The sequence below is a fragment of the Halovivax asiaticus JCM 14624 genome (assembly GCF_000337515.1).
Taxonomy (GTDB): Archaea; Halobacteriota; Halobacteria; order Halobacteriales; family Natrialbaceae; genus Halovivax; species Halovivax asiaticus.
This window is the reverse complement of record NZ_AOIQ01000021.1, coordinates 220,079-232,199: the sequence shown is the minus strand read 5'-3', so window position 1 is coordinate 232,199 and position 12,121 is coordinate 220,079. Positions and strand designations below refer to the sequence as shown.

The following is a 12,121-nucleotide window of genomic DNA, read 5'->3' as shown; positions in this document are numbered from 1 at the left end:
GCCGGTCAGGGTAGCCGGTCAGCGCTATCGACGGCGAAAATCGCCCCGGCTCGCCGAGCGGCCTCACACCTGCTGGTCGTTCCCTGTGAGGCCCTCGTCCGTAATCGCGAACTGGACGGACTCACCGGCCGGCTTCGCCCGGTGTTTCTCGAGCGTCGCGCGCCGGTTTCCGCCGCGGAAACGATCGATCCGGAGGATGGCGCCGGTCCAGTGTTCTAAGGTGTTACCGCCGAGCGGGCGGGTTCGATCCGAGTCGGGGTCGGTGAAGACCTGGTTGGTGATCACGACGGCGATGTCGTGTTTACGAGCGAGCGAGAGCAGGTGTGTCACCTGGCTGGTCACCTGCCGGAGCGCGTCACCGGCTTCGGCATCGCCGGCACGTTCGAGGCGATAGAAGCCGGTCGCGCTGTCGAGGACGATCAGGTCAGCCCGTTCGGCGAACTCCTCGACGTCGCGGACGGCTTCTGCCTGTTCGGCGAAGTCGAGCGCGTCCTCGATGACGATCTGTGAGGCGATCGACTCCGCGTTCGCGATATCGTCGGCATCGCCGTCGACACGGGCGGTGAGCAACTGTTCGAACCGCTCGACCGAGAGCCCCTCAGTGTCGATGTACACCGCCGTCCCACCGTTGGCAGCGGCCTCGACGGCGCCGGAGAGGGCGAGGTTCGTCTTTCCAGCCGCCGGTGGACCGTACAGTTGCGTGACGGCTCCGCGTTCGAACCCACCGCCCAGCAGGTCGTCGACCGGCGCACACCCCGTCGAGATCGCGGCGTCGTTCACACAGTGATATTCGCGAGCGGCCGCAAAAAGGTCCCGGAACGGTCGAGTTGCGGTGGCAATCGACGACCCGACGACGCGGCCCTACCGAAGGTTGACACCGCGGGTCGAGAGAAACTCGGTCACGTCCTTGATCTCGACCGGGCTCCCGATGATCCGGTAGTACTCGTCGGATTCGGCGACGACGGTGACCGTGAACCGATCGTCGAGCTGCACGTCCAGATCGTCGAGGGTGGCCCTCCGAATGACGATTTGCGTGCTGTCGCGCAGCATCGACGCGCTGGGCATGTGTGAGGGTTTTCGAAGAGACCGTTTATACGTACCGAAAGCAGTTTCCAGTGGAAGCTACCCCAGGCGGCCGTCCGTGTACTGATCTGGCTCTCGGTGCGCAGGCGTGCTCGTGAATGCGGTGTCGACGGGTCGGCCAGTCGTCGATGAAGGACGACGATCGATCGGTCAGTTGTTGAAGGGGATGACGGTCCGTCGATCAGTCGACGAACGCGAACGACGAACGACCGACAATCGGCGCGAACGGGACGACCCGATACGAACCGAAGGCCGCCAGCCGATCAGCATGGAAAGGGTTTTTCGAGCCGACCGGTTCCGTTGTGGTATATGGGGCTCGAGGAGGAGATCCGCGAGATCGAAGACGAAATCGCCAACACGCCCTACAACAAGTCGACGGAGGCCCACATCGGCCGGCTGAAGTCGAAGCTCGCGGAGAAAAAGGAGAAGTTCGAGAAACAGCAGTCCGGCTCCGGTGGCGGCGGTGGCTACTCGGTCGAGAAACATGGCGATGCGACCGTCGCGCTGGTCGGCTTCCCAAGCGTCGGTAAGTCCTCACTCTTGAACTCGCTGACCAACGCCGAGAGCGAGACCGGCTCCTACGAGTTCACCACGCTGGACGTCAACCCGGGGATGTTGAACCACCGCGGGGCTAACATCCAGTTGCTCGACGTCCCCGGACTGATCGAGGGCGCGGCAACCGGCAAGGGCGACGGCAAGCAGGTGCTCGCCGTCGTCCGGAACGCCGACCTGATCGTCTTCGTCCTCTCGGTGTTCGAGATCGACCAGTACGACCGCCTCCAGGAGGAGCTGTACGACATCAACATCCGCGTCGACGAGGAGCCGCCGCGGGTGACGGTCCGTCCGAAGATCAAAGACGGCATCAAGATCACGTCGAGCGCCGATCAGGAACTCGACGAGGAGACGATCAAAGACGTCCTTCGCGATCAGGGCTACGTCAACGCCGTGCTCAACCTCCAGGAGACCCTCACCATCGACCGGCTCATCGACGGCCTGATGGAAAACCGCGAGTACATCCCCTCGATCACCTGCGTGAACAAGGTCGATCTGATCGATCCCACCTACAAGGAGACCGTCGACGAGCAACTCAGGGAGCGCGACCTCGACCCGGAGGAAGTCACGTTCATCAGCGCGGAGGCGGAGAAGGGACTCGACGTCCTCAAAGACCGGATCTGGGAGAAACTCGACCTCATTCGGGTCTACATGGACAAACCCGGCCGCGGCGTCGACTGGGAAGAGCCCCTCGTCGTCGAACGGGGGACCACCATCGGCGAAGCCATCGAGAAACTCGGCGGCGAGATGGAGGAGCGCTTTCGCTTCGCCCGCGTCTCCGGGCCGAGCGCCACCCACGACGAACAGCAGGTCGGCACCGACCACGTCCTCGAAGACGAAGACGTTCTGAAGCTGATTCTGCGGCGGTAATCGACGGTTCACGCAGCCGACGAGACTTACTACCCTGCCAGCAACACATACACTTATTATCCCCTATCTTGCTACTGTCGAGCATGTCAGAATTTGGCATCCTGTCGCTAGTTCCACCATTGCTAGCGATCGGATTGGCGATCATCACGCGAAAGGCGGTGCTATCGCTGTTCCTGGGCATCTGGTCGGGGGCGGTCCTCTACGCCGGCGGACCGAGCCCGCTCGACGACCCTGTCGGATGGGGCCGGGGCGTCGCCGCCGACGGCTTCGGGATCTTTACGACGTTCGACTGGATCGTCGACGGAATCATGGCTGACGACGGCTTCTACGTCCAGATCTTGATCTTCACGCTCCTGCTCGGTGCCGGCGTCTCGATGATCTGGAATCTCGGCGGTTCTTACGCCGTCCGCGACTGGGCATTAGAGCGCATCGAGACTCAGCGCGGTGCGACGTTCGCGGCGTGGCTACTCGGGCTCGTGATGTTCTTCGACGACTACGCCAACACGGCAATCGTCGGCTCGACGATCAAGGACGTCTCCGACGAGTTGCACGTTTCGCGGGAGAAACTCTCCTACGTCGTCGACTCGACCGCCGCGCCCGTCGCGACGCTCGCGATCTCCTCCTGGATCGCCTTCCAGCTCGGCGAAATCAGAGATGCATACGACGAACTCGGCCTCGCAGAGGAGCCCGAAGAGATGGAGATCTTCCTCCAGTCGATTCCCTACAACATGTACGCCATCCTGGCGATCGTGATGGTGCTCATCATCGTCGTAACCGGTCGTGATTACGGCGAAATGCTCACTGCTGAACACCGATCGCGCTCGACCGGGAAGGTGACCCGGGACGACGCCCAGCCGATGCAGGATGTCGAGGGCGATCTCGGCGATCCGCACGCGGAGAATCCGCGATTGGCGAGTTTCTTCACTCCCGTCGTCGTCCTTGCCGTCGTGACCCTGGGAACGGCCCTCTGGACCGGCTTCCCCGCCGAGCCGCTGACCTCGTTCCTCGACAGGCCGGGGGACACGGTGTACACCGCGTTCATCAAAGCGAACTACGCCTCGGCGCTCGTCTACGGCTCGTTCGCCATGGTCGCCTCCGGGTTCGTCCTCGGAAAGGTCTACGGTATCATGGACGCGGGCGAGTCGACGGACGCGACGATCGACGGGTTCGGGCTCATGCTCACGGCCGTGTCGATCCTCGTCCTCGCCTGGGGAATCGGAACGGCCGTCACCGCACTCGATACCGGCGGATTCGTCGCCAACGTTATCGGCGATTCGCTCCCCGCCGAAGTACTCCCAGTCGTCGTTCTCGGCGCCGCTGCCTTCATCGCCTTCTCGACTGGGACCGCCTGGGGGACGATGGGCATCCTTACCCCGATCGCGATCCCCGTCGCCTGGTCGATGACGGGCGATCACACGATGGTCTCGGCCGTGGTCGGCATGATCTTCTCCGGCGCGATCTTCGGCGACCACAGTTCGCCGATCTCGGACACGTCCGTGCTCTCGGCGACGTTCACCGGGGCAGATCTGATCGACCACGTCCGAACCCAGATACCGTACGCGCTGACGGTCGGGCTGGTCTCGGCGCTGTTGATGACCGTCTGGGGATTCACCCGCATCACGCCGTTCGTCCTGCTCCCGATCGGCGTCGTGCTCCTGACCGGCCTGGTCTACGGCCTCTCGGAATTCGACGCGCGTCGAAAAGGTGTCGAACCGATCGCCGCTAACGGATCGGAATACGCCGGGGATCCGGTGACGCCCGGGTCGGAGTCTGACGTGTCTGTCGACGGCGGCTCCCAGACCGAGTAGACGTCGGTTCGACCAAACGGTTCAATGATCGTGCGCGACTCGGCCTCCCTGCCGCCTTCCACACGTTTTTTCGCCACGACCGCGTACGCACGCCCATGGACGGCATCGTCGACCACACCATGATTCGCGTTTCGGACCTCGAAGAATCGCTCGAGTGGTACCAGACACATCTGGACTACGAAGAGAAAGACCGCCACGAGGGTGAGGACTTTACCCTCGTCTACCTCGGCCCCGAGGACATGCACGAGGACGGCGCGTTGCTCGAACTCACGCACAACCACGGGACGGACGAGGTCGAGATCGGTGACGCGTGGGGGCACATTGCGGTGCGGGTTCCCGAAGGGGAACTCGAAGACTACTACGCCCAGCTGATGGACGAGGGCGTCGCGGACTACCGCGACCCCGAGTCCTGCGGCGGCCACTACGCCTTCGTCAAAGATCCCGACGGCCACGAGATCGAGATCGTCCAGCGCTCTCCCGACGAGGGGGCGCTGTGGTCGATCGACCACACCATGATCCGCGTCGAGGACGCCGACGACGCGCTCGGCTTCTGGACCCGCAAGTTCGAGTACGACGAGGTCGGCCGCTGGGAGGCCGACTCCTTCGCGAACTACTTCGTCGAACCCCGCAACGCCGCCGACGAGGCGATGGCCGTCGAACTCACTTACAACTACGACGGCCGATCCTACACACAGGGCGACGGCTGGGGCCACCTCTGCGTACGGGTCGACGACCTCCAGGACGACTGGGACCAGTTGCAGACGCGGGAGGCCGACGACTACCGCGAGCCAGCCGACTGTGACCACCTGTACGCGTTCACCCGCGACCAGGACGGCCACGAGATCGAACTGCTCGAACGCGATCCGGCGGCCGACTCGCTGTTCCCGTTCTGACTCGCGGTACGGTTCGGCTGCGCGTTCCGGGTCGAAGAAAAGGTAGCCGACACCACGATCTGCGGCGTTACTCGACGATCGATTCGGCGATGCTGCGGAGCGTCTCCTCGTCGGCGGTGCCGCTGACGGTGTAGATCAGATCGTCGTTCGTCCACCTGATCGATGTCGACGAGATGTTCAACAGTTCGGTGCTCGTTTTCGTCGCCTCGACGTCTCCGATCTCGATAGTCTCGCCGCCGAACCCAAGCATGGCGTTGCCCGACGCTTGGGCGACGGAGACCGAGAGATGGTCGTCAGCTCCGTCCGTGTACTGGAGCGAGGCCGACCAGCCCTGGAGGTTCTGCATCGTCATCGAACTGTTGAGCGTGTACGCCTCGGGCACGGTCGGCTCCGGCAGATCGAACGGAACGACTTCGTCGGCCGACTCCACGTCGTCGTGGGTCTCCGTCGGCAGATCGTCGAAGTCGAGGACCTCGGCGTCTTCGGGCGGATCGAATGTGAACCGATCGTCGGAGAGCTCCGCATCCGGGTCGAACTCATCGTAGGTCATCGTCATCGTGACCCCCGATTGGCCCGGCATCTCCATCTCCTGTTTCAGCGGGTAGTAGGTCTCGTCGTCGATCCACAGGGTCATCTCACTGGGCATCAGGCCGGACTCGTTGCCGGTGAGTTCGACCTTCGTGACCGGCCGATCCGCGACGGTGTCGGTCCCGACGCGTTCGGCCTCCATCCCGTCGAACGCCACGTCGTTCAGCTGCTCACCGAACTCCATCATCTCCTCGGGATCGAATCCCATATCCATCCGGACGGCTCGGTTCCCGTCCTCGTCGTACATCCAGGTGGTCGACCCGTCGAGGACCATCACGTCCGGCGCGCCCAGTCCCTCGTCGGCATCGACGACTTCCATGCGCATCTCGCCGGCGGAGCGCTGCCAGACCTCGTAGGTGACAGACTGTGTCTCCGTGCCGTCGCTCATCGACGTCGTCATGGTGGCGTGAAGTGGGCCGGACGACGCGTTGCGCGACTGCGATCGCTCGACCAGTTCGGCCGCATCGAGGGATTCGGATTCTGGTTCGGTCTCGCTTCCCTCGTCCGGGGCGAACGGCCCCAGACAACCCGCAAAGAGCAGGAGGGCAGCGACTGTACAGACTAACAGTGTTCGTCGGAAGACCATTGTCGTCACGTAACAGTTCTAACCCGTCAGGTAAAAATTGTTCCCCTTCGCCGCAGATTTCAATATCGATAGGTGCCGAGAAACTGGGGGATCCGTTTCGAGTGGACAACTGAAAGCGTCGGGCCGGCTTAGTCGTCCGCCGCGGCGGCTTCGGCTTCGGGTGTGGACTCGCGCTCCAGTTCCTCTAGATACTCGTCGGCGTCGAGGGCGGCCTTCGATCCCATTCCGGCAGCCGTTACGGCCTGTTGGTAATGGTAGTCGACGACGTCGCCGGCGCCGAAAATTCCGGGCACCCCGGTTCTGGTTTGCCCGGCGCCGTCACCACCTTCGGTGATGAGGTAGCCCTCGTCGTCGGTCTCGACGCCAGTGTCAGCGAGGTAGTCGGTGTTTGGCGTGTGGCCGATGGCGAAGAAGACGGCACCGACGTCGAAGTCGAACTCCTCGGTGTCCGGGTCGTCCAGTTTTTCTGTCGGGTGGCCCTCGGGATGTTCGACCAGTGTGGCGTGGTCGACGCCGTCTTCCTGCGAGCCGTGGATCTCGGTCAGTTCCGTGTTCGTCATGATCTCGATGTCGCCGGCATCGACCTGCTCCTGAACACGATCGATCCAGTAGTCTTCCGCGCGAAAGCCCTCGCGACGGTGGACGAGATAGACCGTGTCGGCGAACTTCGTGAGGAAGGTCGCTTCCTCCATGGCCGCGTCGCCGCCGCCGACGACGAGCATGTCCTCGCCGCGGAAGAACGCGCCGTCGCAGGTCGCACACGTCGAGAGGCCGTAACCCATGAGTTCGTCCTCGCCGGGAATCCCCAGGGTGCGCGCGCTGGCTCCCGACGCGGCGATGATCGCGTCCGCCGTGTAGACGTCACCGTTCGTGAGTTCGACGCGGAACGGCCGATCGCTCGCGTCGACCGATTCGACGATCCCGTTTCGCGTTTCGGCGCCGAACTGGCGAGCCTGTTCTTTCATGTTGTTCACCAGTTCGGTTCCGTTGATACCGTCCGGGAAGCCCGGGTAGTTCGCGACGTCTGTCGTCAGAGTGAGCTGGCCGCCGGGTTCGTCACCCTCGATGACCAGTGGCTCGTTGTTCGATCGGGCGGCGTAGATCGCCGCGGTGAGTCCGGCGATACCCGTCCCGGTGATGATGAGTGGCCGATGTTCGAGCACCTCGCCGTCGTCGCTCCCGCCGTCGGTCACCAGCCCGAGTTTCTCGTCGAGTTCGCCCGTCTCTTCGAGCGCGCTCGTCTCGTCCCAGCCGCCGACGAGCTCGTCGTCGACGAACACTTCGGGTGCAGTCTGTCGGCCGTCGGCCCGTTTGACCATCTCCTCGAACAGTTCGTCGTCGCCGGTCACGTTGTACGTCTCGTACTCGACTCCCTTCTCGTCGAAGAGATCCATCGCCTTCACGCAGTAGGGACACGCCTCCTTCGTGTAAATCTCGACTCGGGCGGTCTCGCTCATGACCGCGTATAGGGGGACGGATCCTAAACGCCTTGCGTTCGGTGGCAGTATCGGCCGAGAACCGGGCCACTGGATTGAGCCGACGGGCTTACGGCCCAGACTGTCGAGTACTCTCGTATGGCCGCTGACCTCACGGAGAAGACCGATCGCTACGAGGGGCTACTCGCGGAGGCGCTGGACGCCGCGACGATCGCACCACCGCCGGGGACACCGATGGAAGCTGCCGCGGCCGAGTGCCGGGAGATGGCCGACTCCTACCTCGAAGACGGCCGCCACTTCCGAGACGACGACGATCTGGTCAACGCACTGGCGGCGTTTTCCTACGGGCACGCCTGGCTCGATGCCGGCGCGCGGATCGGCCTCTTCGACGTTCCGACCGAGGGACACCTCTTTACGGTCTGAGTGAGCACGCCGTCGAGACCATCACGATCGATCGTCGTATATACGAAAGCTACTTAACCGAATCGGCGAGATACTTATATAATGGGCGAAACCTTTAAGTGCTTTTCACCCTTACCATATGTTAGCTGGGGTGACCGGGTTTCTTCTGGATTTCCCACCCGGGAGCACCGAGTAACGCACCCGATCTACGATGACAGAAACACGAATCAGAACCTACACGGACGAAACGACGCGGGAGGAAGAGACCGAGCGGGGCGAGGAGCAAGAACGCTGTCCCGAGTGCGGCGGGCAACTCGTCTCCGACGAAGAGCACGCCGAGACCGTCTGTGCCGACTGCGGACTGGTCGTCGAAGAAGATGAGATCGATCGCGGCCCGGAGTGGCGCGCGTTCGACAGCTCCGAACGTGACCAGAAGTCCCGCGTCGGTGCCCCGACGACGAACATGATGCACGACCAGGGCCTGTCGACCAACATCGGCTGGCAGAACAAGGACGCCTACGGCAAGTCGCTGTCGAGCCGTCAGCGCCAGAAGATGCAGCGCCTGCGCACCTGGAACGAGCGCTTCCGTACCCGCGACTCCAAGGAGCGCAACCTGAAGCAGGCCCTCGGTGAGATCGACCGGATGGCCAGCGCGCTCGGCCTGCCGGAGAACGTTCGCGAGACCGCATCGGTCATCTACCGCCGCGCGCTCGAGGAGGACCTCCTCCCCGGCCGCTCCATCGAGGGTGTCGCCACGTCGTCGCTGTACGCCGCCGCCCGACAGGCCGGCACGCCGCGCAGCCTCGACGAGATCTCGCAGGTCAGCCGCGTCGACCGCATGGAACTCACGCGAACCTACCGGTACATCGTCCGCGAGCTCTCCCTCGAGGTCAAGCCCGCCGATCCGGAACACTACGTGCCCCGGTTCATCAGCGATCTGGACCTCTCGGAAGAGACCGAACGGACCTCGCGTGAGCTCCTCGAGTCGGCCCGCGGTGACGGCGTCCACTCGGGCAAGAGTCCGGTCGGACTCGCCGCGGCAGCGGTCTACGCCGCGGCCTTGCTCACGAACGAGAAGGTAACCCAGAACGAGGTCAGCGAAGTGGCGAACATCTCCGAAGTGACGATCCGTAACCGGTACAAGGAACTCCTCGAAGCCTCGGAGATGGCCGCACCGGCCTGATCACGGCCGCTTGAGAGCACACGCCGATCGGGGACGAACCAGTTAGGTGACGACAACGTTTTTGGGTAGTGGTGTGTACTAGCGTGACATGGACGAGACGAGCGTGCAATTACTCTGTCCGGAGTGTACCAAAGACTGGCAGCAAGCGCCGACGGATCTCCCCGCCCCCGCAGACCTCTTTCACTGTCCGAACTGTCACGCGAGCAGGCGAACAGCCGAATTTACTCGCACGGATCGAGACCTCCGAACGCTGAAGACCCTCGGCTAACGCGCATCACCACATCCGGCCCGCCCATCTCGACACGCAGGAAACGACACCGACAGACGGAGATACCACTGCAGGCTGGACGACGGCACCGGACGAGGACACAGCGACAGTGACAGACGAGGATCGGACGACGAGACGAGGGCCGGACGACGGCGACCAATGAGGACTCACACCGGTGCCAGAGATGAGCGGGCGACGGACGCGGTGATAGACACTATTTGGAGCGTGTGAGTTACGAGCACGGCACCGTTCGAGCGGATCGAGACGAGTGAAGTGTGGAGAAATCCGTCGTGACCGGCAATAAATTCCGTATTACCACGTCGTCGTCCGGTGATACGAGGGCGGTAGGGAGTGCCGAAAAACAGCAGATAGTCGTGACAGTGACTCGCGAGAGATAGAGAAGCGTGGTAACGAGCCTCAGGATAATAATATAACCCTGCAGTTGGTAGACTGGGATGGTTATGAAGAAGCAGGAACTCATTCACCTTCACGGGCTTCTTGCCGAGGTATCGAACCAGTGCCGAGCCTGGGACGACTGCACGATCGATCTCTCGACATACGAGTCACTCGGGATTCGGCCGACATCGATCCACAAATCAAAAACCGACCACAAGGATGCTGTTTTTGCGATTGCGAACGGAATTACGGAAAATATGACCGAATCGGAAGAGACCGAAACGGTCGCTGCGACTGCGGATTAAGCACTTCCTGCGGCGTCTCGGCCAGACAGCGCAGTGGCGACATTGCCGGGTGCGCACACGGTCGCGTTCTGTTGTACAACCAGCGGATTGGGGGCTTCGTTCGAGGGGTATCGAACGCAGTAGGGGCCAGCTACCGAAGTGGTCGGCCGACGGTAGTCAGTCGAGCAACTCGTCGAACTCCGGAAGCACGTCGTCATCGTCGTCGTCCGACGAGGTCGACGACTCGCTCTCACTCGCGTTCGTCGTCTGTTCAGACGCCGTCGACTCAGCTTCCGCCGACGACTCGTCCGACTCGGATTCGTCGGGGAGTTCTTCGACGACGAGCACCTCTAACGGAATATTCTCGAGTCGTTGGCCGATCTCCTTGCGGGCAATGCGAGCGGCGTGTTCGTCGCGTTCGACGTTGAACACGGTCATCTCGAGTTCGAGTGCGACGAGGGCTTCGTCGGCAGCGATGAACGCCGGGGGCAACTCCTCCCCCGAGGGGGTGGTTCGCTCGCCCATGGAGATTTCGACGTAGTTCAGGTCAGGGTTCAACAGTTCTCCCGTCTTCGAAATCGCGATCCGAATCGCTTCATCCGGTGTTTCCACGTCGAACACCGGCACGGCAGCCTCGACGACGACCCTGCAATCCATACCTCGGTATTCGGTCGCATGCAGTATGAAGGTTCGCCTGATTGTCGACTGTCGCTACGGACCGCCACTCCGCGGTACCCATCGCGATCGAGTCGTCGGCGTCTCGAAAGGCAAAAGCCGGTCGCGGCGCTCGGAGCAGTCGATGGAAACCGGGACGATTCCGCACACAGAACTCGACGGCGGGATCAACTGTTATCTCACGATCGAGAGCGGCCAGACGTACCGCTGGACGCGTAGCGACGGCGAACTGTACGCCGGCAGCCGGGCGCCGGAGGCCTGGTACGAACTCGCGATCGACGGCGAAGTCGTCCGCGTCAGATCGACCGATGACGGTCTCGAGTGGGAGTCGACGACCGACGCCGAACCGATACTGCGACGCCGACTTCGGCTCGACGACGACCTTCCAGCGATCGTCGCGGATGCGCCCGACGACACGCTCGTCGAAGATGCCTACGCGACCCATCGCGGATTGCGACTCGTCACGGATCCACCGTTCGACACACTGATCGCGTTCATCTGTTCGGCACAGATGCGCGTCGAACGGATCAACGAGATGGTGACGACGCTCGCGACGGAGTACGGGACCCAGATCGAGTTCGACGGCCGGACCTACCACGACTTCCCGACGCCGGACCAACTCGCCGCGGCGACCGAATCCGAGTTGCGCGACCTCGGACTGGGCTACCGCGCACCCTACGTGGTCGAAACGGCACGGATGGTCGCCGACGGTGAGGGCCACCCCGCGGACGCTCGCGACCTCCCGTACGAGGAGGCCCGCGAATACCTCACCCGATTCGTCGGCGTCGGCGAGAAGGTCGCCGACTGCATTTGCCTCTTCGCCCTCGAGTTCGACGAGGCGGTGCCGCTCGACACCTGGATCCGCAAGGCCATCGCCACGTACTACCCCGACTGCGATCACGGCTCCTACGCCAAGACCTCGCGAGCGATCCGGGAGCGCTTCGGTGGTACGTACGCGGGGTACGCCCAGACGTACGTTTTTCACCACCTCCGCACAGGTGAAGCGACCGTGGACTGATCGGTCGGGACAGCCCAGCGGTCGGGGGTACGCGGCTTCGCGAGCGACAGGCATTTTTGACCGGACGGCGTGCTGACAC

At 63.0% G+C, this 12,121-nt stretch carries 13 protein-coding genes; 8 read left to right on the top strand and 5 right to left on the bottom strand.

Features of this window, described 5'->3' with window-relative positions:
- Nucleotides 1–63: 63 nt before the first annotated feature.
- Both radB and C479_RS13690 read right to left on the bottom strand, forming a co-directional pair.
- On the bottom strand, nt 64–780 hold the full coding sequence (gene radB, locus C479_RS13695) for a DNA repair and recombination protein RadB (RefSeq protein WP_007703728.1): 717 nt from the start codon (nt 778–780) through the stop codon (nt 64–66).
- Between the two features lie 81 nt (nt 781–861).
- Nucleotides 862–1,065: a VNG_1110C family protein gene (locus tag C479_RS13690; RefSeq protein ID WP_007703726.1), complete on the bottom strand. Its 204-nt coding sequence runs from the start codon at nt 1,063–1,065 to the stop codon at nt 862–864.
- A gap of 327 nt (nt 1,066–1,392) precedes the next feature.
- On the opposite strand from C479_RS13690, the gene C479_RS13685 reads away from it, so the two are divergent.
- From C479_RS13685 to C479_RS13675, 3 genes are all read left to right on the top strand, one after another.
- Nucleotides 1,393–2,505, top strand: coding sequence for an OBG GTPase family GTP-binding protein (locus C479_RS13685; protein ID WP_007703723.1), 1,113 nt, complete (start codon nt 1,393–1,395; stop codon nt 2,503–2,505).
- Nucleotides 2,506–2,588: 83 nt separating this feature from the next.
- Nucleotides 2,589–4,313, top strand: coding sequence for a Na+/H+ antiporter NhaC family protein (locus C479_RS13680; protein WP_049907330.1), 1,725 nt, complete (start codon nt 2,589–2,591; stop codon nt 4,311–4,313).
- 95 nt (nt 4,314–4,408) lie between these two features.
- Nucleotides 4,409–5,206, top strand: a complete 798-nt coding sequence (locus tag C479_RS13675) for a VOC family protein (protein ID WP_007703717.1) — start codon at nt 4,409–4,411, stop codon at nt 5,204–5,206.
- 67 nt (nt 5,207–5,273) lie between these two features.
- Here the strand turns inward: C479_RS13675 and C479_RS13670 are convergent, their stop codons facing one another.
- Both C479_RS13670 and C479_RS13665 read right to left on the bottom strand, forming a co-directional pair.
- Entirely contained in the window at nt 5,274–6,380 is a 1,107-nt protein-coding gene (locus tag C479_RS13670; RefSeq protein ID WP_007703715.1) for a DUF4367 domain-containing protein, read from the bottom strand.
- A 128-nt stretch (nt 6,381–6,508) separates the two neighbouring features.
- Complete coding sequence (locus tag C479_RS13665) at nt 6,509–7,837, bottom strand: FAD-dependent oxidoreductase (protein WP_007703714.1); 1,329 nt, start codon at nt 7,835–7,837, stop codon at nt 6,509–6,511.
- 117 nt (nt 7,838–7,954) lie between these two features.
- Between C479_RS13665 and C479_RS13660 the strand changes: the two genes are divergently transcribed.
- The 4 genes from C479_RS13660 to C479_RS13645 all read left to right on the top strand — a co-directional run bounded on the left by C479_RS13660 (nt 7,955) and on the right by C479_RS13645 (nt 10,370).
- On the top strand, nt 7,955–8,239 hold the full coding sequence (locus C479_RS13660) for a DUF357 domain-containing protein (protein WP_007703713.1): 285 nt from the start codon (nt 7,955–7,957) through the stop codon (nt 8,237–8,239).
- Between the two features lie 190 nt (nt 8,240–8,429).
- Complete coding sequence (locus tag C479_RS13655; protein ID WP_007703700.1) at nt 8,430–9,401, top strand: transcription initiation factor IIB; 972 nt, start codon at nt 8,430–8,432, stop codon at nt 9,399–9,401.
- 88 nt (nt 9,402–9,489) lie between these two features.
- Entirely contained in the window at nt 9,490–9,669 is a 180-nt protein-coding gene (locus tag C479_RS13650; RefSeq protein ID WP_049907328.1) for a DUF7836 family putative zinc-binding protein, read from the top strand.
- Nucleotides 9,670–10,130: 461 nt separating this feature from the next.
- Nucleotides 10,131–10,370: a UPF0058 family protein gene (locus tag C479_RS13645; RefSeq protein ID WP_007703697.1), complete on the top strand. Its 240-nt coding sequence runs from the start codon at nt 10,131–10,133 to the stop codon at nt 10,368–10,370.
- Nucleotides 10,371–10,526: 156 nt separating this feature from the next.
- Here C479_RS13645 and C479_RS13640 read toward each other — a convergent pair whose 3' ends face one another.
- Nucleotides 10,527–11,006 (bottom strand): DUF555 domain-containing protein, encoded by a 480-nt coding sequence (locus C479_RS13640; RefSeq protein ID WP_007703696.1) that lies wholly within the window; start codon nt 11,004–11,006, stop codon nt 10,527–10,529.
- A 142-nt stretch (nt 11,007–11,148) separates the two neighbouring features.
- On the opposite strand from C479_RS13640, the gene C479_RS13635 reads away from it, so the two are divergent.
- Entirely contained in the window at nt 11,149–12,042 is an 894-nt protein-coding gene (locus C479_RS13635; RefSeq protein ID WP_049907408.1) for a DNA-3-methyladenine glycosylase family protein, read from the top strand.
- Nucleotides 12,043–12,121 lie beyond the last annotated feature (79 nt).